Origin of the sequence: Sphingobacterium bovisgrunnientis (assembly GCF_009829085.1) — a bacterium.
GTDB classification, from domain to species: Bacteria; Bacteroidota; Bacteroidia; order Sphingobacteriales; family Sphingobacteriaceae; genus Sphingobacterium; species Sphingobacterium bovisgrunnientis.
The window spans coordinates 1-22,832 of sequence record NZ_WUQY01000030.1; the positions used below are offsets into that span (position 1 = coordinate 1).

Annotated in this window: 15 protein-coding genes and 1 tRNA gene; 12 read left to right on the plus strand and 4 right to left on the minus strand. The window is 34.7% G+C overall.

The genetic code is table 11. The features are described 5' to 3' along the window. The first annotated feature begins 135 nt into the window (after positions 1-135). The 6 genes from GOQ16_RS13390 (at position 136) to GOQ16_RS13415 (ending at position 8,809) form a co-directional block, all read left to right on the plus strand. A complete protein-coding gene (locus tag GOQ16_RS13390) occupies positions 136-873 on the plus strand; it encodes an RteC domain-containing protein (RefSeq protein ID WP_160069746.1) in 738 nt (245 codons plus the stop codon). A 240-nt stretch (positions 874-1,113) separates the two neighbouring features. Then, entirely contained in the window at positions 1,114-2,322 is a 1,209-nt protein-coding gene (nagA, locus tag GOQ16_RS13395; RefSeq protein ID WP_160069747.1) for an N-acetylglucosamine-6-phosphate deacetylase, read from the plus strand. Then, on the plus strand, positions 2,312-3,364 hold the full coding sequence (locus GOQ16_RS13400; RefSeq protein ID WP_160069748.1) for a LacI family DNA-binding transcriptional regulator: 1,053 nt from the start codon (positions 2,312-2,314) through the stop codon (positions 3,362-3,364). Before nagA ends, GOQ16_RS13400 begins: the two co-directional genes overlap by 11 nt. A 27-nt stretch (positions 3,365-3,391) precedes the next feature. Next, positions 3,392-4,927, plus strand: a complete 1,536-nt coding sequence (locus GOQ16_RS13405) for a beta-N-acetylhexosaminidase (RefSeq protein WP_160069749.1) — start codon at positions 3,392-3,394, stop codon at positions 4,925-4,927. A 7-nt stretch (positions 4,928-4,934) separates the two neighbouring features. Beyond that, on the plus strand, positions 4,935-7,481 hold the full coding sequence (locus GOQ16_RS13410; protein WP_160069750.1) for a family 20 glycosylhydrolase: 2,547 nt from the start codon (positions 4,935-4,937) through the stop codon (positions 7,479-7,481). 5 nt (positions 7,482-7,486) lie between these two features. Next, positions 7,487-8,809 (plus strand): sugar MFS transporter, encoded by a 1,323-nt coding sequence (locus GOQ16_RS13415; protein ID WP_160069751.1) that lies wholly within the window; start codon positions 7,487-7,489, stop codon positions 8,807-8,809. A 29-nt stretch (positions 8,810-8,838) separates the two neighbouring features. Here GOQ16_RS13415 and GOQ16_RS13420 read toward each other — a convergent pair whose 3' ends face one another. Further along, positions 8,839-9,882 carry a LacI family DNA-binding transcriptional regulator gene (locus tag GOQ16_RS13420; protein WP_160069752.1) on the minus strand — a complete coding sequence of 348 codons (1,044 nt, stop codon included), beginning with the start codon at positions 9,880-9,882 and terminating at the stop codon, positions 8,839-8,841. 291 nt (positions 9,883-10,173) lie between these two features. Between GOQ16_RS13420 and GOQ16_RS13425 the strand changes: the two genes are divergently transcribed. The 5 genes from GOQ16_RS13425 (at position 10,174) to GOQ16_RS13445 (ending at position 17,616) form a co-directional block, all read left to right on the plus strand. After that, complete coding sequence (locus GOQ16_RS13425; RefSeq protein WP_240141046.1) at positions 10,174-13,191, plus strand: SusC/RagA family TonB-linked outer membrane protein; 3,018 nt, start codon at positions 10,174-10,176, stop codon at positions 13,189-13,191. Positions 13,192-13,202: 11 nt separating this feature from the next. Beyond that, entirely contained in the window at positions 13,203-14,579 is a 1,377-nt protein-coding gene (locus GOQ16_RS13430) for a RagB/SusD family nutrient uptake outer membrane protein (protein ID WP_160069754.1), read from the plus strand. Positions 14,580-14,642: 63 nt separating this feature from the next. Then, the gene (locus GOQ16_RS13435) at positions 14,643-16,055 is read left to right on the plus strand and encodes a CBM96 family carbohydrate-binding protein (protein ID WP_240141047.1); all 1,413 of its coding nucleotides are present in this window, start codon (positions 14,643-14,645) and stop codon (positions 16,053-16,055) included. Positions 16,056-16,064: 9 nt separating this feature from the next. Then, positions 16,065-16,805 carry a glycoside hydrolase family 16 protein gene (locus tag GOQ16_RS13440; RefSeq protein WP_160069756.1) on the plus strand — a complete coding sequence of 247 codons (741 nt, stop codon included), beginning with the start codon at positions 16,065-16,067 and terminating at the stop codon, positions 16,803-16,805. Between the two features lie 61 nt (positions 16,806-16,866). Further along, positions 16,867-17,616, plus strand: a complete 750-nt coding sequence (locus tag GOQ16_RS13445) for a 6-phosphogluconolactonase (protein ID WP_160069757.1) — start codon at positions 16,867-16,869, stop codon at positions 17,614-17,616. Positions 17,617-17,767: 151 nt separating this feature from the next. Here the strand turns inward: GOQ16_RS13445 and GOQ16_RS13450 are convergent, their stop codons facing one another. The 3 genes from GOQ16_RS13450 to GOQ16_RS13460 all read right to left on the minus strand — a co-directional run bounded on the left by GOQ16_RS13450 (position 17,768) and on the right by GOQ16_RS13460 (position 21,872). Next, positions 17,768-18,547 carry a phytanoyl-CoA dioxygenase gene (locus tag GOQ16_RS13450; protein WP_160069758.1) on the minus strand — a complete coding sequence of 260 codons (780 nt, stop codon included), beginning with the start codon at positions 18,545-18,547 and terminating at the stop codon, positions 17,768-17,770. 979 nt (positions 18,548-19,526) lie between these two features. Further along, positions 19,527-19,616 (minus strand) — tRNA-Ser (locus GOQ16_RS13455). Between the two features lie 117 nt (positions 19,617-19,733). Further along, the gene (locus GOQ16_RS13460; protein ID WP_160069759.1) at positions 19,734-21,872 is read right to left on the minus strand and encodes an HD family phosphohydrolase; all 2,139 of its coding nucleotides are present in this window, start codon (positions 21,870-21,872) and stop codon (positions 19,734-19,736) included. Between the two features lie 167 nt (positions 21,873-22,039). Here GOQ16_RS13460 and rpe point away from each other — a divergent pair, with 167 nt between their 5' ends. Then, the gene (gene rpe, locus GOQ16_RS13465; protein WP_160069760.1) at positions 22,040-22,720 is read left to right on the plus strand and encodes a ribulose-phosphate 3-epimerase; all 681 of its coding nucleotides are present in this window, start codon (positions 22,040-22,042) and stop codon (positions 22,718-22,720) included. The last annotated feature ends 112 nt before the right edge of the window (positions 22,721-22,832 follow it).

The window sequence follows — 22,832 nt, forward strand, 5'->3', positions numbered from 1 at the left end:
GGAAGGGCAGGATTTCAGCTATTGAGGAAAATGATACTTGCAAAATCAGCATGATTCACCAAAATTGACGAAGAACCACTTTGCTGTGGAATGGTGGTGTAGTATGGTCCGGAATATTCAATTACTACTGAAACTTTGACTGATCTTCAAATTTCATTGAAATCTAATCCCTTTGAAGATGAACAAACTGAAATGTATTTCTTTAAATATATCAAGCCTAAATTTCATAGCTGGCATATTTATATTATTGAACTTCATTATGTCATAAGTATGATACCAATAAGTACAGATGATATAATAAAAAAGTATTATCAGCATGAGTTGAAAGTTATAAACAGATTTTTTAAACGGTATGCACTTTACTACCAATATTATTTGGCTGACGACAACAGTAGAGATAGGGAATTTTTCTTAAGTAGGAATTTGAAATTCTTACCAGCAGAACTAAAACTCACTGTTATCCCAAATAGTTTTTCAAGTAGTTTAGACTACCTATTTGCCAAATTTAAAGCCTACGAAATGTTACGTGATTGTCTTGTACGAAAAGTAAAACATTTAGACAAAAGGAACGATATAGATAGAATGGAAAAAGAGTTATTATTACAAAGACGCTGGTGGTCTGGAAATAAAATTGAACTTGTAGAATTAGCATATGGATTATATCACTCTAAGAGAATAAATGGGGGAAATGCAGAACTTGGAGAAATTATATCCTGGTTAGAAAGTAGCTTAAATACGGATTTAGGTCAAGCATACCGTATGTTTATTGATATTATTAGACGAAAATTAGTTAGTCACACAAAGTTTTTAGATGAAATGAAGGTGACTTTAATATCTCATATCCATAAAAGCTTTGGTGAAAAAGTAGGGTAAAATACTTTTAAAATTTTGAGATTAAAAAAATGGTTAAATATATCCCCATCCCCAAATTAGAAATTAAAGTTATCTAATATAACATTTAGATATTGTTTTTAGTACATATTAGACAATTACCACCAGGGTTATATTGGGGAATTATAAGTCATTAAATATGAAAATATATGACTTGTTGTTATAATATTTAAAAATATTTATTATTTTCGTGTACGTACACGAAATTATAAACTTAAAGTCTTGACAAAATTACTGCTATATAATGGTCGGTTAATTACCGAAAAGGGAATATTGGAATCTGCTTATTGCTTCATTGAAGGTGGTATAATCAAGGATTATGGCGTTGGAATCATTGAGGTTTGTGAAGGTACAACTAGGATAAATGTAGAAAACAAATATATATCTGCAGGTTTTATAGATATTCATATTCACGGTGGTGGTGGGTATGATTTTATGGATGCAGATATTGAATCTTTTTTGGGAGTGGCAAATACACATATTAAATATGGCACCACAAGTATGTGTCCCACAACATTAACTGCGGATTCAGAACATTTAGAAAAAGTCTTGGCTGTTTATGAACAGGCAAATCTACAGAATGCTAACGGTTCTAAATTTTTAGGTCTTCACCTAGAAGGTCCTTATTTTGCTATCAACCAGCGCGGGGCTCAGGATCCCAAATATATTCGCAATCCGGATTACAAAGAATATTCTCGTATAGTGGAAATGAGTCCTCATATTATAAGATGGAGTGCGGCCCCTGAATTACTAGGCGCATTAGAATTCGGAGATTTTCTTACTGAAAGAGGAATCATCGCAGCCTTTGCCCATACTGAGGCATTGTATGATGATATAAAACTCGCTTTTGACCACGGATATCGTTTAGCAACTCATTTTTATTCAGCGATGCTAGGCGTGACAAGAAAGAATGCTCACCGATATGCTGGTGCTGTGGAAGCCTGTTATCTAATAGAAGAAATGGATGTAGAGGTTATTGCCGATGGAGTACATTTACCTAGACCTTTACTGGAATTGATTTACAAAATAAAAGGTGCAGATAGAATAGTTTTAATTACTGATGCTATGCGCGCTGCTGGAACCCAAGTTAACAAAAGTATTTTGGGAAGTTTGCAGGATGGCATTGATGTAATTGTAGAGGATGGCGTTGCTAAGCTGGTCGATCGCTCTGCATTTGCTGGAAGCATTGCAACAGCAAATTTGCTGGTTCGGACTTTCCTACAAAATACTAAAGCATCTTTGCCTGAGGTAATAAAAATGATAACCGTAAATCCCGCTCGTATTATGAAGCTAGCGCATCGTAAAGGTTTGATAGAAAGTGGATATGATGCGGATGTGGTGGTTTTTGATGAGAATATAGATGTCTATTTGTCAATCGTGGAAGGATATGTTAAGTACAACAAATTAAGTTTTAGTTCGAATGAATCTTAAAAGTTTAGGTGTAAAGGATATAGCTAAATTGGCAAATGTTTCTATCGGTACGGTGGACAGAGTGTTGCATAATAGGGAAGGTGTGTCATTAAAGACAAAGGAAAAGATATTAGCGATAATCAAGCAATATAATTATGAACCTAATATTATTGCGCAATCTCTAACCAAAAAGAACATAAAATATTTCAAAGCTATCATCCCAAGATCATCGAAGGAATCTACCTATTGGCAAGCTCCATTGCAAGGTATACGCAATGCAATTGAAGAAGTTAAAAATTATGGAATAGAAGTTGAAATCCTATTATTTGACCAAAATGATATTACCTCATTTAATGTATTGCAGGAAACTTTAAATTTTAAAGAATTGCACGGATTGCTTATAGCGCCCATGTTTAAAGAACAAACTCTGGCATTGATCTCTAAATGTGAGGAAAATTCAATTCCTTATGTGTTCATAAATTCTGACCTTAATCAAGCTCATGCTATAGGGTATTTTGGTCCAGACCTCCATCAAAGTGGTCTAGTTGCAGCAAATTTGATACAATATTCATCTGCGCCTCAAGATTCTATTTTGATTGTGAATATCTCCAAGGAATTATATCCTGAACATCATCTTTATATCAAACAGGAAGCGTTAAAATCTTATTTTAGAAAGCCTAAAGAACGAGAGATCCATACGCTAGATATCCGATCGACAGAAAGTGAGATTATAAATCGTGAACTGCATTATTTTTTTGAACATCATAAAGTTAAAGTAATATTTGTGACCAATTCGAGGGTGTCAAGTGTTGCATCTTATTTGAGATCTAGAGGACTTTATGAAGGTATTCTCTTAATTGGGTTTGACTATTTAGAGGATAACCTGCAGTATTTAGAGGAAAATGTCATTGATTTTTTGATTTGTCATAAACCCATACAACAGGGGTATCAAGCACTACTCTCACTTTTTAATTACGTAAAGTTTGGAAAGAAAGGGGTACAGAAAACGTTCATGCCAATCGATATTATAAGCCAGTACAATTATAAATACTACGATAATTAATTTGAAAATACTATAAACTTCCTTATTATGAAAAAGCTATTACTTTATTTAATTCTTCTTTTTTATGTGCTCTCTTATAAGGCTTCGGTCGGTCAAGAGAAAAAATTTCCCATTCAAGGCTTTCATTTGGATCTGAGAGTGCAAGTCATGAAGATCGATGCTTTGAAAAAGTTGGCCACACAACTACATCAAGGAGGAATTAATACCCTGGTAATGGAATGGGAAGCAACATATCCTTTTGAAAAACATCCATTGATTCCAAATCAATATGCTTATACACGAGATCAAATTGTAGATTTTATTGCCTATTGTGAGAATTTGGGTATTGACGTAATACCGCTGCAGCAAAGTTTTGGTCACGTAGAGTATATTCTAAGACATTATAAATATAAAGAGCTGAGAGAAGATCAAAAAGATTTTTCTCAGATAAATCCTTTAAAGGAAGAGTTGGCAAAAGAACTTTTTAGAGATTTATATTCCGATTTATTATCGACCCACAAATCAGAATACATACATATTGGAGGTGATGAGACCTACCTATTGGGTCACTCAAAAGAGTCTCAAAAAAAAGTAGCTGAGGTGGGGAAAGGGCGTTTATATGGTGATTATATAAAATTATTGTGTGAATTAGTAGTTTCTCTGGGTAAACGTCCTGTGATTTGGGCTGATATCGCGATGAAATATCCAGATGCTTTGAAAGGCTTGCCAAAGCAAACCATATTCATTGATTGGAATTATGGTTGGGACATTAATATGTTTGGTAAGCATAGTAATTTATTGAATTCTGGATTTGAAATTTGGGGTGCACCATCAATTCGCAGTCATCCAGATAATTATTTTGTCACGCAATGGGAAAAACACTTTAAAAATATTAGAGATTTCATACCTCTAGCCAAGGAGTTTAATTATAAAGGAATCATTATGACTTCATGGTCTACATCTGGTCTTTATTCAAGTGTGTGGGAAAGCCCAAAAGATTTAGTAGAGTTATATCCAATACGTCGAGTATATCCTTTGAATGGTTTTAATATGCTTATGGAAGCCTATTTTGAATCACTTAAGATTCCAGGCGCATTAGATGTAGAAAAGTTTGTACTGCAATATGCTAATCACCGGTATGGATTTAAAGATTCTGAATCTCAACTATTCTGGAAAGCACTTAAAGCCAATCCTTACGAAATAAATCAAGGGGTGGTTAGTGTTGGTGGACCAGCAATTAAAACAATGGCAGATAGTGCATTGTGGGTGGTAAATAATTTGAAAAGTTTGAAGCCTAAGAGCAATAAGGATGAGTATGCACATTATGTTTTAATGTCCGAGATTCGATCTGATTATCTAAAATATATGGTAATTGAAGAAAAGCTTAATTCAAAAGACTTTAATTCAGATGAAATTCCACAGATACTTACACAGTTAAAACACTTAGCCAATTCAAATAAAAATAAAGAGTTTAACAGATTGCATAAAAACTATCTTTTTCCTGCTGAAATCAGACAGGAAAACGAATTGCGCAACAGTAAAATTAAATTGCTGTATGATCGGTTAAGTAAGAATTCAAAGTAAATTATTTATGAAGATATTAGCATATATTGTTGTTTTCTTGTCAGTAATGACCTCTGTAGGATTTTCACAAAGTGGTTCAGATGTTAGCATTAAAGTTTCTTGGCAACCTTTGGAAAATAATTACAATGGAAAAGAAGAGGCGTTATCCCGAATTGTGTTTAAGAATGAAGGCAAAACCGTTCTTGCCAAGAGCGGATGGAAGCTATATTTCAATTTTATTCGAATTTTTGAACCCAACACCCCTAATCCTGTTTTGGATATACAACACATCAACGGAGACTTGTTTGTATTGACGCCCAATGATTCTTTTAAGCCATTAGCTCCTGGCGAAGAATTAGAACTGCAAATAGTATCTAAATCATGGATCGTAAATTTTAATGATTCTCCGCAGGGATTTTATATTGCCTGGGATAATGGAAAAATTACGCAATTAGGCGAGGTGGAAAGGCTAGAGCCAGTAGATAAGAAGAAATTTTATAGGGTTGCGAACGATGTGGAAATGACCCCTGATTTGATTTTTGAGAAGAATAAAAGATATGCGGCTTCTCATAGTGTGCAGCCTGGAAAAATATTTCCTACACCATCCAAGTTCATGTTAGGTGTAGATCATTTTGCCTTAACAGGTTCTACCACTATACTAGGAGGAGGGTTATTCACTAATGAAATAGATTACTTCATGTCTGAATTGGGAGAATTGTTTAGTATTAATTTTTCTATTCACAAAAAATTGAGATCCAAAGATGTAATCAAGTTTAAACTAGATGAAACCCTTCAAGAAGAAGCTTATAAACTTTTGGTCACTAAAGATTCCATTGTAGTGACTTCAAGTTGCGGAAAAGGAGCTTTTTATGCTATACAGTCCATAAAATCCTTAATAAAACCTGAAGATTACAAGTCAGGGAAAAAAGATGTAATACATATTCCTTGCGTTGAAGTGTACGATGAACCAAGATTTGCGAGTAGAGGTTTTATGATTGATGTCGCTAGAAATTTTCAGTCAAAGAAGCAGATTCTTAAACTCATTGACATTCTTTCCTTTTATAAAATAAATACCCTGCATTTTCACCTTAATGATGATGAAGGTTGGAGGTTAGAATTGCCATCTTTTCCAGAACTTACTTCCGTTTCTTCTGTGCGTTCGCATGCATATATTTCTTCTTCGTCACTTCCTCCCTCTTATGGATCAGGACCTACGAATAAAAATAGTGGTACTGGATATTATTCTATACAAGATTTTAAAGAAATCTTATTGTATGCAAATACAAGACATGTTCAGGTCATACCGGAAATAGAAACTCCGGGACATGCAAGAGCTGCAGTGAAGGCTATGCAATATAGATTTGAGAGATTGAAAGATAAAGACCGTAATGAAGCTGAAAAATACTTGCTTTATTCCGCAGGAGATACCTCTAAATATTCAAGCGTACAGAAATGGAATGATAATGTCATGGATGTCTCTTTAAGTTCAGTATATAATTTTTTGGAACAGGTTACCGATGATATCATCGGAATTTATAAATCTATAAATGTGCCGCTGAATACTATTCATTTTGGGGGAGATGAAGTTCCAAATGGTGTTTGGGAAGGTTCTCCTGCCTTCGAAAAATTAAAAAATGAAGACTCGAATATTAAAACTGTCGAAGATTTATGGGTTCGTCATTTTAATAAATTATATGATATATTAAATGCTAGAGGTTTGTATTTGTCGGGCTGGGAGGAAGTGGGTATGAAAAGAGGCGTGACGGAAACAGGAAGAAAAAAGTGGTTTGCTGATAAAGGATTAGCGAATAAGAATATCCATTTAAATGTTTGGAATAATCTAACTGGTAATGAAGATTTAGCTTACAAGCTTGCAAATTTAGGGTATAAAGTTAAATTGTCTTTTGTAAGCAATTTCTATATGGATATGTCCTATCATAAAAGTTTTAATGAGCAAGGCTTTTATTGGGGTGGATTTATTGATTTGGAAAGACCTTTTAGTTTTATCCCCTTTAATTACTTGAAAAATCAGCAAATGGACTGGTTAGGTCGAAAATTACCCATAAATACATTAGAAAATCATGAAAAATTAACTGAACAAGGTAAAAGCAACATTGTGGGGATACAGGCATTATTATGGTCTGAAACAATAAAAAGTGAAGAACAGATGGAAAAAATGATCTTTCCACGCCTTCTGTCCTTTGCGGAAAGAGCTTGGGGACCTGCTCCAGAATGGGAAAATTTGGATGAGGATTCTATTAATAGTTCTTACAATAGAAGTTTAAACGAGTTTTTTGGCATCGTAGGTAATCAGGAGCTTAAAAGACTTCAATATTATAAGCAGGGGTATAAATATCGAGTTCCAACCCCAGGTGTGGCATTAATAGGAGATAGGTTGTATGCCAATGTTGATTTGCCAGGTTTCAGCATATATTTTACTGAAGATGGCAGTATCCCTACTTTAAAAAGTAAAAAATACACTGGACCAATCAAGCCAACTAAAAATATGGTTTTTAAAGTATTTAACGATATTGGCGATGGTAGTTTACCCGCTTATTTCATGTATCCTAATTAAAAGTTATGAAGAAAAACATCCATAATCCAATACGTGTCGATCAATTAACCGCTCAGCAAAAAGTAATCTCAGTGATAATTATTGCTGTGCTATTCTTTGTTTTCGGTTTTGTGACTTGGGTAAATGCCATTTTAATTCCCTATTTCAAAATAGCATTTGACTTGAGTAATTTTGATTCCTATTTAGTAGCTTTTGCCTTTTACATTGCCTATTTGGTCATGGCGATACCTTCGGGATATATTTTGAAATATTTTGGATTTAAGGCTGGAATGATGCTGGGCTTTTTTATGATGGCTATTGGCGCGTTTCTATTTATTCCTGCTGGAGCTTACCGTATATATGGGGTGTTTCTAACAGGTTTATTTACATTGGGAGTGGGCTTGTCTATTTTGCAAACAGCCGCCAATCCCTATGTTACTATTCTTGGAGACAAGGAACGTGCAGCTCAGCGTTTTAGTATAATGGGTATAAGTAATAAAGTTGCTGGAATTATAGCGCCATTATTATTTGCAGCAATCATTCTAAAACCTGAGGACAAAAGCTTTTTTGAAAATCTATCCGTGCTGCCATTGGTGCAAAAAGAGGCTGCTTTGGATGAACTAGTAGGTAGAGTAGTGGTTCCTTATATGGTTATAGGCTTTATACTTATTGCACTAGGACTGCTTGTGAAATATTCTCCTTTACCAGAAATTGATAGTGATAAAGAAATAGATGAACAAAGAGATAATAGCTCAAAAAAGTCAGTATTATCATTTCCTTACCTTGTATTAGGAAGTATAGCTATTTTTTTTCATGTGGGATCACAGGTTATTGCTGTGGACAGTGTAATTACTTATGCTCAACATTATGGCTTAAACTTTATAGAAGCAAAATCGTTTCCTTCCTATACGTTAACAACAACAATACTGGGGTATTTGCTGGGAATAACTTTTATCCCCAAGGTCATAACCCAGTTATTCGCTTTACGACTTTGTACTTGTTTAGGACTGATTTTTTCGTTAGCTGTAATATATGCTTCAGGTAATGTTAGTTTTCTAAGTCATACAACGGATGTGTCTGTATGGTTTTTAGTAGCACTCGGGTTTGCGAATTCTATGATTTGGGCGGGCGTATGGCCATTAGCATTAAATAATTTAGGAAAATTTCTTAAGATAGGCGCATCTTTATTGGTTATGGCTTTGTGTGGCAATGCTATAATGCCTATGATATATGGTTATTTTGCAGATACATATGGATTACAGTTGGCTTACTGGGTACTTATTCCTTGTTATGTATATCTTGTGTTTTATGCATTTTACGGGTATAATATAAAGAGCTGGAAAATATAAGCTATTATAAATGCTCCATTTTGGAGCATTTATTTTTTTAAATTTTTTGTACTATCTCTAATAATAAGATCTGTTTTGACAAGTATCTCTTGGTAGTCAATTTTTTTCTGATATTTATCTTCGATTTGTTGTATTAAAATTTTTGCTGAAATATTTCCCATATCGTATGCATTGTCATCGATAGTTGAAATATTAGGTTCTATAATGGTTGAAATAGGATAATTACTAAATCCTATAATAGAAACTTGTTCTGGTATAGCAATATTTAATTTTTTAAATAACTGCACAGCAGCAGATGCAGTATAATCATTGGCACATACTATTCCGTCAATAGGAATAATCAATTTGGAAAGCTTCTCGGCAGCAACTAACCCTTCATGGTAAGACAAATTATGTGTTTGGTATAATAAATCATCTTCAAATTGCAAGTCGTTATCAAACAAGGCTGATCTATACCCCTCAAATCTTTTTTTGAAGATATTTACATTCAGATTTCCAGATATATGAGCGATTCTTTTACATCCTGTATTTATAAGATGTTTAGTTGCATTGTATGATGCTTGATAATCATTTATACATACAATGTTTGTATCTAGATTGTCGATAGGCCTATCGTATAATACTAGAGGAATGTTTGATTTGATTACTTTTTTTAAATGATCAACTTTTTGTGTCTCTAGGGATGGGCATATAATAATACCTGCAGCCATAGAAGTTTCTAAGAGCTTTAAAATCTCTTTTTCTTTTAAATACGAATCTTTCGATTGAAATATAGTGATTTGATAACCTAATTCGGAAGCATAATCTTCTATTCCGCTAATTACTTTGGAGTGAAAATCTACATCAATTCTTGGAGCTACAACACCGATGGATTTAGTCTTCTTACTTCTAAAACTGGAAGCAATGGGATCTAATGAAAAACCTAACTCTTTGACTTTGTCATTGACTAATTTCTTGGTTGCCTCACTAATACGAGGGTTGTTAGAGAGAACTCTCGAAATAGTCGAAGAAGAAAGGTTTAACTCTTTGGCTAAATCTTTAATTGTTAAACGTCTTGAGTCTGATTTTTTCATTTTAAAGTTTGTCTAAGCTAAGATAAATTAAATATATAGGGAATCAAAAATATTGCATGATTAATAATTGTGCAAACAATTGCATTGTTATATATACTAGATTGTTATTTATAGTTCAATATATAATTTTTATTGTGCAAATGTTTGCACAATAAAAATTTATTTCTATCTTAGAGTTGTAAACTAATTTATTATAAACTTAAAATCAGAATTATGGTTTTAACTACTAACTATCTACCTAGGATATTTAATTCTTGTTTGACAAAAATTATATCGTTAATTATTTTTTCCTTGGTTCTTCTCAATTCTGTAGTTTTTGCGCAGCAAAAAAGTATTCGCGGAAAAATATTAGATGCTTCCAATTCTCAGCCAATAGCCGGGGTGAGCGTCAAAGTGGTTGAATCTGGAAGAACCAGTTCAACAGATCAAAATGGTCAATTCACTTTCAGTGATGTTACTGTGGGTAACACTGTTGTGGTTACTTCGGTAGGATATTTGGAATATTCCTTTAGAATTGGAAACCAAGTTGAATACACAATTAATCTCACCTCTACTATCAATACAATCGAAGAAACAGTGGTAGTAGGTTATGGTACACAAAAAAGAAGAAATGTGACAGGTTCTATTGTATCTGTAGGTTCTGAGGAGATTCAAAAAACTACACTGCAGGATCCTATTTCTATATTGCAAGGTAGAGCAGCAGGTGTGCAAGTAACCTCAAACTCTGGTGCACCTGGAGGTGAGATGACTATACGTGTAAGAGGTAATTCTTCCTTGAATTCAGGTAACAATCCTTTGTTTGTGGTGGATGGTATTCCAATTGAATCAGGTTCTGTTAGTTCTTTAAATGGAACGCAGAATTTCGGGCTTAATCCACTTGCTGATATCAATCCAAACGATATCGCCTCTATTGAGATATTAAAAGATGCAGCTTCGACAGCCATTTATGGTTCAAGAGCGGCTAATGGTGTTGTTTTGATAACGACAAAAAGAGGTGCTGAAGGGAAACCAGAAATTCAGGTTAATGCCACAACTGGAGTTAGCTCAATTACACGTTTCTTAAGTGTCTTAAATGCTCGTCAGTATAGAGATGCAGTTTTAGAATCGTATGCCGCTTTGGCAATTCCAGAAGAACCCTATTACACGCTTATAGATTCATTGAGTCCTATGAATAATGGGGATGTGAATTGGCAAGACGAACTCATGCGTACCGCGAGAGAGAATAAGGTTGATTTTTCTGTACGAGGCGGAAATGAATCAAATAGATTCGCTTGGAGTTCTTCGTACCTTGATCAAGATGGGATAGTTATAAACTCTAATTTTAAAAGATTTACGTCAAGAATCAATACGGATTTCAAACTCTCAGATAGAATTCGTGTGGGGCAAAGTGCTTCCTATACCAATGGGGTGAATAATAGAATCAATGCGGCGGGTACAGGAAACTTAAGTATCATTAGAAGTATGCTGGTTAGACCGCCTAATATGTCCATGTATTTGCCTGATGGTTCTATTAATGGTTATATGATTGGTCAAAGAAATCCTGTAGGGATGGCTTTGTATGCTACAAATCTAGGGAAAAGTAACAGGCTGATAGGAAGTCAGTATGCTGAAATAGATATACTAAAGGATTTAAAGTTCCGTACGAACTTTAACATAGACTACATTGCGATGAAAGAAGATGAGTTTATGCCATCAATTTTAGATTATAGAGAAGGGTATAATACGGGTGCTACTCGTAGCACAACAAACCTAACTTGGGGTAATGAGAGTTATTTCACTTACAATAAATCAGTGAACGATGTGCACAATTTTGGAGCTGTATTGGGGATGAGTTTTCAAAATTGGAGATATGACCGTACTGGCTTAGATGGTATGTATTTTCCAAGTGATGATATCAGAACACTAAATGCTGCATCCGTCATTTCCAATCAAGGCGTGAATGTGGGCTCAGAACACGCGATGTTGTCCTATTTTGGACGTATGACGTATAATTACATGAGCAAGTACATGCTGGAGTTAAACATGCGTTCTGATGGTTCTTCTCGTTTTGGTAGACAAAAACGTTTTGGATACTTCCCTTCAGCTTCAGTGGGATGGAGATTTGTCGATGAGGAGCCTATTCAGTCATTGGGCTGGTTAAGTGATGGTAAGTTGAGATTTAGTGTGGGTAGCACAGGTAATGAGGCTATCGGAGATTATACTTCTCAAGGTGAATTTACTTTAGGTACAAACTACTTGGATTTTTCAGGTGCTGCACCTACTGTAATGCCTAATGCAAGTTTAACTTGGGAGACAACTACCCAATATAACTTAGGATTGGAGTTAGGATTTGTGAATAACAGAATTCTCCTGACTACAGACTATTACCTAAAGAAAACAAGAGACCTTCTGTATAACGTTCCAATACCTAATACAACAGGTTTCGAGTTTATAACACAAAATATTGGTAACATAGAAAATAGAGGTCTAGAGATTGGTCTTCAGACTCGAAACTTAGTGAATGCCTTTAAATGGAATTCTAATTTTAATATCAGTTTTAATCGTAATAAAGTTACTTCTCTTCCAAATGAACTATTAACCAATGGATTTATTCAAAATGGAACTTATCACATTTTGCAGGAAGGCTTACCTATTGGCGTATTCTATGGATGGAGATTTCAAGGGGTGTATGCTCGTGACGAGGACAATGTAAATAACGTTATAAATGGAGCGAACGGGCCTAAATATGTTGGTGGAGATCCTATTTGGAAAGATGTCAATGGTGATAATATCATTAATCAGGATGACCGTGAAATTATTGGTTATGCAGAACCTAAATTTTTCGGAGGTTTTTCGAATGACTTCTCTTACAAAAATTTCTCGTTAAATGTTTTCTTACAGTATTCATATGGAAATGAAATTTATAGTGAATTAAATCATCAACGTAATTCCATTGTAAGTTATAACAATCTTTCGACAGATGCCCTAAACAGATGGCGTGAGCAGGGTGATGTCACGAATTTCCCAAGATTAATACGTAACGATCCTAAGCAGTCTGACAGTAGAGTGCAAAGTAGATGGGTTGAAGATGGCTCATACCTGAAACTCAAAAATGTGAATCTTCGCTATGCGTTTAATTCTCAATGGATAAATAAAATAGGATTGAGAAAGCTGGATATGTTCGTAACGGCAACTAACCTTATTACCTGGACAAAGTATACAGGGTATGATCCAGATGTGAATTCTTATTCAGGACTTCGCGTAGGGGTTGATGAAGGTTCTTATCCACAGAATCGTTCATTCATGTTTGGTTTATCCTTAGGACTTTAAAATTGAGAATTATGAAAATTACTATAAAATCTATATTAGGTGCAGCAATAATTAGTGTTCTTAGCTATGGATGTTCTGACTCTCTGTTGGATAAAGACCCCATTAGTAGCTTCTCGGGACAAGGTTTCTATAAGAAAGCAAGTGATGCACAAGCTGGTGTAAACGGAATATATAACAGTTTACAATCTACCATGCGTTTGAATTTTGCGTATTGGGGAGAGGGTAGGGCAGACAATGTGACCACACGACATTCTGGGGATCCTTTTGCTTTGCAGCAAAATGCGCTAACACCAATCATTAATTCGGCCAAATGGGACAACTTCTATACGTTGATTTCCAGAGCTAATTATGCTATAAAATATACACCTACTGTTTTTCAAACAGAAGATAGTCCCTTGCGAAACCAGCTTTTGGGACAGGCGAGAGGTTTGCGAGGTTTAGCCTACTTTTATTTGACTCGTATTTGGGGCGATGTGCCACTAATTACTGAGCCTTATGAAAGTGTTGAACAGGATATCTTTGTTGCCCGTACACCATCAGCCGATGTATTAAAACAAGTAGAAGAAGACTTACTATTCGCAGCAGAAAATTGCGCTGATAACTATACAGGCGACAGGGATAAAGTCCTTTTTACCAAATCTGCGGCACAGGCATTTCTAACACATTTATATATGTGGCAAAAAAGATATGACAAAGCTATAGAAGTAGCAGATCGAATTATCACAGGCAACAGACATTCATTGGTGTCAATCAGCGATTGGAATAATATTTTTACCATGGGTCGTTCCGCAGAAAGTATTTTTGAGGTGGGGTATAATGAAACACAGACCAATGCGCTGCGCGTACTTTATGCTTTAGGTTCAGATAGTGATTATGTGCCAAGCGCGAAGTTTATTGCTTCCATAGAAGAGGGGGATCTGCGCAAAGAAAAAATTTATGATGTTACTCAGGCTCAGCCCCGTAAGATTTGGAAATTTTTTGGCGAAGGTTTTAATGACGAAAGTGCGGACCCTTCTTCCAATAATATCGTATTAACAAGACTGTCGGATATTATTTTGTTAAAAGCAGAAGCTCATGCCAATTTAAATCAGAATGACGAAGCACTTGCTTTACTGAATCAAATTCGCCGTCGTGCAGGTTTGGAAGTAATGGATGCATCTTCTGCAAATAATCTATATGGATCTTTGGTAGGTGCAATTTTGCATGAACGTTCTATAGAATTAAGCTTCGAAGGACACCGTTGGTTTGATCTTGTTCGAACAGGGCTTGCTATTCCTACAATGAGACCTATTAATGGATTATCGGATGAAAGAAATATAGTGTGGCCAATTTTTGAAACCACTATTCTTAGAAATCCGAATCTAGAGCAAAATGAGTTTTACAAATAATATTTATCAACCCTAATAAAACGAACTATTATGATACAAATCATAAAAACATATCGATTTCTAATGTTATTATCGATAGCAAGTTTAGGATTTTTGGTAAGCTGTGAAATACAAGACAACTTTGAATATACGCCATCGCCAGATAATTCAAAATTAAATCAAACTACATTAGAGTTTATTTCAACGACAGATTCTCTTTCGTTAATGAAAGAAGCTATCGAAATTGCAGGTTTAAGTTCAATATACGACAATGAAGATGGCTTAACGTTTATCGTTCCTAATAATGCAGCTTTCAGAGTTTACCTCAAAGAAAATAATTACGCAAGCCTACGAGATATTCCGCTTCCAATTTTAAGGAATGTCCTGAAATACCATATTGTAGAGGATGTAGTGAATTTTAATAATCCTGATTTATTTGCCAGTAACCGCCCTATAGCGTATCCTACTAAAAATGGTCAACAAATGTTTCTTTCACATACGAGTACATTCGTGGGATTAATAAACGAAAAAACAAAAATTCAGTGGCAGATTCGAACATCAAATTTAGTAGCAAATAATGGCGTAATTCATGTAGTCAATAATATTGTCTACTATTCAGCTCCTACAGGAGACGCCAATGCACCAAATCCAGATCTGGTTCAAGATACGATCTTTGCAAAACACGATACATACGTAAACGGAGGAGCCGAAGCTGGAGTGAACTTTGGAACAAATACATTGATTAAAATTAAGAATGTTACTAATGACGGGGATTATGATAGAAAAGGTTTCTTAATGTTTGATTTCAGTGATTTCAAAAAAGAAGGTGTTGTAACAGATATGCAAATGCAACTTTCTGTATCCTTTTCACATGGTAAAGGGGTGGACTTTGATCTTTACGTAACGCCAAGTACGGATTGGACGGAATCGTCTTTAAAATTTAATAATGCTGTATTTCCTAATACGCCAAGAATAGCAACTTTGAAAAGTAGTAAAGCTACTAAGTTTAATTTCGATATAACGGATTATTACAAATCAGCAAATCCATCTTCTTTAGTTTCTTTTATGTTGGATGGACAGTATATGTCGGATGAAACGGATGAAATTGCGTCCAAAGAACACCCAACTTTAGCTCCTCCAATGATTATAGCAACGCTTGCCTCTGGTAACTCTAAACTAGAATTAGAGCATGTGAAGGACATCAGCATGGCAAAGGGAGACGTCGTAGTATTGGATCAAGCGAATTTACTCGTTTCTGGAGCAACAGCTGCAGATATAATTTATACGATTGAAGAATTACCAAGTTTTGGATGGTTGGTCAAAGGAGCGGAAGTTCTAAAACAAGGAAGTAGATTCTCGCAGCTGGATATTGATTTGAATAATATCGTGTTCATTCATGATGGCAATGCTACAGGAACAAATAATGTTGTACTTACGGCAAGAGATAGAGCGGGAGCTATTCTAGAGAATATAATCTTAAAAACTGTTGCTAACTAAGGGGGGGGCATGAGTTTATTAAACACAACACTTTCTGTATTGGTACTCCTTTTATTCACTAATTGTGATAAGAGGAGTACCCCAGAAGAAAATCAAATTATTACTCCCTCGGAGAGAATAATTAAATTTTCTGGCTACGATTGGATTGTACGGAAAACTAAATCGGCTAAAGAAGGACCAGGACCCAATTTATTTTCAGATTCTGAGGATAATGTTTGGGTGGATAATCAGGGTAAGTTACACCTGAAAATTACACAGAAGGGAGGTCAATGGTATTGTTCTGGAATAACATTGAGAAATTCCCTGAGTTATGGAAAGTATACTTTTTTCATTAACTCAGATGTTTCCAAATTAGATGATAATGTCGTTGCTGGGTTATTTACTTATCTGACCGATACAGAAGAAATAGATATTGAATTTTCTAAATGGTCCGTAAGTGATAATATGAATACGCAGTTTGCTGTGCAGCCTTCGGGTAAAAATGGAAACAAAGTAAGGTTTGATATACCAAGTGATTTAGGACCTACCACGCATAGTTTCAATTGGCAAAAGAACAAAATTTCTTTCGAGAGTTTGTCACAAAATAGCGCAGTGTCAAATGTATTACACAAATGGGACTATATGGGTGGAGATATTCCATCGGATAAGGAAGAGCGATTGAAAATCAACCTGTGGTTATTTAGAGGACAGATGCCTAAAACGTTGCAAGAACAAGAGATCGTAATTGACAGTGTAAAGTTCGAAGGTTAAAATTTATCAATTTATTATTTAGAAAATAGCAAAGCTAAAAAGCTTTGTATAGATGTTTATTATGTTTATTGTAGAAGATAATATTAAGGTATTTCAAACGAGTAAACTTGCTGGGTATGAGGCAGGGAAAGATATAGAAAACAAAATTGTGGAATTGCAAAAAGAAAAGGAATATATCCGGATCATTTTTGCTGCGGCTCCATCTCAGGATTATATGCTGAAGTATTTAAGGAACTCACAAAAAATAGATTGGTCAAGGGTGGTTGCATTTAATATGGATGAATATATTGGGCTCGATTCTCAATCTCCTGCATTATTTTCCTCTTTCTTGAATGAAAGATTATTTACAAAGGTTCCTTTCAAAGAGGTAAATCTCATTGATCCCTCTCGAGGTGTAGAGGAGGAGATAGAAAGGATTTCTTCTTTAATTGATGTTGAACCTATTGATATAGTTTGCTTGGGTATTGGCCAAAATGGTCATTTAGCTTTTAATGATCCTCCTGTTGCTGATTTTAATGATCCTGCTGTTGTAAAAGAAGTAGAGTTAGATTATTCTTGTAAGGAACAGCAAGTCATAGATGGTTGTTTTAGTAGAATTGAAGATGTCCCAAAAACGGCTATTACACTTACCATCCCGACATTACTTTCAGCTAAATATTTGTTTTGTGTTGTATTAGGGACGCATAAGTCTCGAGCGGTAGAACAGACATTAAAAGGTAAATTGTCTACAGAATGGCCTTCAACAATCTTACGAAATCATCATGGTTGTATATTTTATTTTGATCAGGATGCATATTCAAGAGTTAATTAATGTTATATAGCTTTAATTAACATATAGAATATCAATTGATTATATTTATTTTATGACTTCGTTATTTGAAATTTTATATTAATATTATTATGTTAAATAATTAGTTCAAAGAGGTTGCATATGAGCAACCTCTTTATGTAAATTAATGTAATTATACCAACCCTAATAGAATAGCCTTTTCAAGAGGAGAATGTTCTCTATTAGACTCATAAATTGACAATTCTTCCTTTAAGAGCAATGGTGGCTGGGCCATAAATCTAGGACTAGTTCCTATGTGAGGCTGAGCTGAATGCACCAAAAAAGGGTGACAAAGATAAACAGTACCTGCTTTACCAGTTGCAAATACTTCTTTTCTTTTTGGAAGCTCCTCCAACTTAGTGGCTAATTCCATAAAGGAAAGACCTAAATTACCTTCATTAGATAATAATTTTGCAACATCTATATGTGAACGCTCAAATATAATTGTTGGTGCACCATACACACTAACATCGGAATATAAAACCAACATAAGCAATGCTCTTCCTTTAGATTTAATGTTAACGCGCCATTCAAAATAATTGTTAGGGTCATTTCCTGGAAATGCAGCATCAACGTGTTTGCCTGTATCAATAGGATGGGTGCAAGCAGGAAATCTTATAGGAAAAGTTCCTACATTTCGACAAGCAATCCATTTGTCTTTTCCGACAAGCTGATTAAATGCGTGATGTAACTTGGGGGTGTTTACTGATGCAACAAAGGGTTCATTAGTATACATGCCTAAACGAATTACAGGTTCATTCCATGTAAAGGTATTTGAACGATCATATAGAAGGTCATTCCAAAGAATGTTTAATGCTGCATCTGCTATATCTCGTCCAAATACATTATCTATACGTACAAAACCATTATGTATAAAATGATCAATATCTTTAGATTTTAGTAAATCTGACATAATTATATTATATGATAATCAACTCATAAGAAAAGGTATATTCTTTTCAAATTGATTTGTTATTATTAAAGAATAAATAAAATACACGCTTTAGATAAAAAAGCGCATTGCTTAGAAATTAAGCTAGAAAAGAAAACTTATAACATTACTGTCATTCTCATTTGGTAAAATTAAAAATATATTCATAATATGTACAAAATAATAATAGAAAATATATTAGTCTAAAGGGAAAAATACTCTAAACGTCTAAAATATTTATTATACTATATAATTCTAATGATAGATATAGGGAATTAAATTGTTTAGTTGAACTAAAAAGTAGGTGACTTTACTATTATTTAAACCAAAGTTACTTCGCCAGATTTACGCGCCCCTGCGATTCTGGCTTCCACACCCAATAAATCTTTAATAAAAATGGGTATCCGTTCTTATAGAACGGAGCCTCCTCACTGCATTTATTTTTTTTAAAGATTTCTTTTGCTTGGTCAATCTATTTTCTCGTGGAAAATCGGTGTTAATTAATTTTTTCACCTTAAAGCGTTAGACCATGCAAACTTTTTTAGACTTTAAAGAACTCCTAAAAACAAACGAAAACATTATTGTAAATGAATTAAGCCTTTCATATAAAAGATCAATTCAATCTAGTTAATACTCATCCTCATTATTTTGGGAATTTTTTAAAAAGAATGTGATAGAGATGTTTGTGTTCATCATATCATAATTTATTAAGTGAATAAATATCGATCAAATCAGTGTCTCAGTCAAGATGTTTATAAGGTGAATATGTTGTAAATCAAATATTTATTGTGGTATTCGTGGCAATTTTAGGGAGGTAGATTATTGCCATACATCTGCCATAGCTTTTAGGAGTATTTCTGAAAATTATGGGAGAGGTTTAAAATAAAAAAAACCTGCAAATCATTGTTTTGCAGGTTTTTAGGAGTTTTTTGAGCTTTTTTAAAAGCTTTAAAACTTGTCTTGGCGGAGAGAGAGGGATTCGAACCCTCGGTACCGTTTCCAGTACGACAGTTTAGCAAACTGTTCCTTTCGGCCACTCAGGCATCTCTCCGTGTTTCGACACTGCAAACATAAATCAAAAAATCGATTCTACAAACTTTAAAGCGACTTTTTTAAATATTTTTTTGTTGTTTATTATTAACAATCTGAAAGTCAATAATAATAGTTTTTAGCTAGATTGCTCTTTTCGTTTTGTGATATCGTAGTCAATGCGCACATGATAAATACTCATGAGCATATTTTTGAAAATAGTGCTGACATCAGAGATATCCTTTAGTGTAATATCTGCATTGCTGAATTGCTTTTGGGACAATTTATGGTCAACAATTTTGTCTACCAGATTGCTAATTGATTCTTTAGTTGGCTCTTTTAGTGATCGCGCTGCAGCTTCAACAGAATCGGCCAACATCAACACGGCTGTTTCTTTTGATGAAGGAATAGGTCCAGGATAATGAAATAATGTTTCGTCGACTAATTTATCAGGATTGTTTTGAATAAATTCATTGTAAAAATAATCCACGCGAGTGGTACCGTGATGCGTTTTGATAAAATCAATGATCACATCAGGCAATTGGTGACGTTTCGCTATCTCAATGCCTTTGAGTACATGCGAAATAATAATTTGGGCACTTTGCTCGGAGGTCAATTCCGTATGTGGATTCGTACCCGTTTTTTGGTTTTCAATAAAGTAAAGCGGATTTACAATTTTACCGATATCGTGGTATAGTGCGCCTGCACGAACCAGTAATGAATTACCTCCGATTTTATAAATTGCAGCTTCCGCAAGATTAGCAACCTGTAACGAGTGTTGAAAAGTTCCAGGAGCTTTTAATGAAAGTTCGCGTAATAACTTGGAATTGGAGTTAGTTAATTCCATTAAGGTCAAATCTGAGACAATACCAAAAAGCTTTTCAAATGCATAAATCAACGGATAAGCGAGTAATGTCAAGCCGACACTGACAAAGAAGGGAAGGATATCTCCCCAATAAATACTGCCCAAGGAACCATTACGTGTCAAAACTAAGCCGATGTGCCCAATAATATAGGTCGCTAGAATCAGTAAGCTGGAAATCAAAAACTGCTCGCGCTTCACCATAGTTTTGATACTATAAATCGCCACTAACCCCGACATAAATTGCAAAAACACAAAGTCGTAACTATTTGGTACAAACAATGCGGTAATCAATACCATTAAGAGGTGAATGTTCAGTGCGACACGCGTGTCAAAAAGTATTCGAAATATGATAGGTACGCCACAATAGGGGATAAAATACAAACTAGAAACGCGCAAATGCAACGCCCAAGAAAACACGCCCAACATTCCGATTATGACAATGTAAATAATCGCCAACAAACGGTTATTGTTGTATATGTTTTTTCTGAAAAAGTATAAAAACACCATCAACAAGCTCATTGCCAGTCCGACTACTAAAAAATGTCCAAAAGCTACATAAGTTTTGTCACCCGAAATACGTGCTTCGTCTTCAAATATTTTACGTAGTGATTCGAGTTTCTGGTAAGTGTCATTATTGACGATTTTATCCTTTTCGGCTATTAATTCACCTTTCTGCACCATTCCACGCGTGGTAGAAATATTGCTCAGCGCAGTTTGTTCTATTTTATTGGTTAATGACTCATTGAAAATATAGTTTACCGTAATGTAATTTTTCAAAACCTCTTCGAGCCAACGCTTTTTGACGATAGTAGCGTCTTTTGAAAGTGCATTGTGTGTATAATCTATAGCTGATTCAATGGTGAAACAATCTGCTGTATTTTTTTGCGTAGCAAGATTATTATCTATCAGTGTGAAATTATAGTTTGCTTCGGTATCGCTAACTTTCTCGGCATCTTCACCTTTATTTTGATACCTGTTATTTAGCGATAGCACACCACGATTGTATATATACGTTAAGAGCTCAACACCTTTTGCTTTATATTTTTGGATATCCAATGTTGGGACAGTATCCATTTGGCTGCTTTGCCATTTTTCGGCGATGTCAGTTGTGAAAAGATCGATTTGTTCTTTGCTTGCAGTTTGATGTAGATTGTAGACAGGCTGAACTGTTTTCAGGATGTGTTGTCTATCGCGATCTAATTCTTCCTTGGTCTTGTTAATCGCAAAATTATAAGGAGACACAAGATTGTCATGATTCCAAGCTTTTCCTTTTTGAAATTCGTATTCGAATCGAGGTTGTTTTGGTAAAAACAAACAAATTAGAAAAACAGTCAAAACGAGCATTCCATATTTTAGTATGGTGGAGTCGCTTTGTAATTTATTATCAATGTAGTTGATTTTGAGCTTTGCCACGTAGTATAAAATTTGATTATTATACGATTATATAAACAAAAGTAACTATTTCTGTCCTTAGTTTACGTAATCCAAATGGATTATTAATCCAATGTCAATAAGTAGATTTTGTTTGAAATAGGGAAATTTTAGGGCTATCTTTGTGCAAAATTTTAATACAGATATTCATGTCAAATACTAAACATTTAATTGCTCCTTCAGTTTTAGCGGCAGACTTTGGGAATCTAGCGAGAGATGTTCAAATGGTCAATGCGAGTGAGGCAGATTGGTTTCACATCGATATTATGGATGGCGTTTTCGTGCCAAACATTTCTTTTGGTTTTCCGGTGATGAGTGCTATTGCGAAGCATGCGCAAAAACCTTTGGATGTACACCTGATGATTGTAGATCCAGATCGTTATTTAAAAACGTGTAAGGATAATGGTGCTAAGGTGATTACCGTACATTATGAGGCGTGTACACACTTGCACCGTACATTAGCAGCAATTAAAGAGTTAGGCTGTAAAGCAGGGGTGGCATTGAATCCACACACATCAGTTCAGTTGTTGAAAGATGTAATTCAAGATATTGATTTAGTGTGTTTGATGTCTGTGAATCCGGGATTTGGTGGGCAGAAATTTATTCCACATACATACACCAAAATAAAAGAATTGAGAGCGTTAGCTTCAGGTGTAAACGATAATTTATTGATAGAAATTGATGGCGGGGTAACTACCGCAAATGCGACACAGCTTTTGGAGGCTGGTGCAGATGTGTTAGTAGCAGGTTCTTTTGTATTTACTGCCGTAGATCCTATTGAAACCATAGCTTCGCTGAAAGCTATTGATATTGCATTAAAACAAGCATAAACAAAAAATAAAGGCGACTATTTACTAATATGTCGCCTTTATTTTTAAAAGTAAAAAGTTGATTTAAATCATATTGTTTAGAATTATTCCAAATTGTATTTGTGCGTTTGTG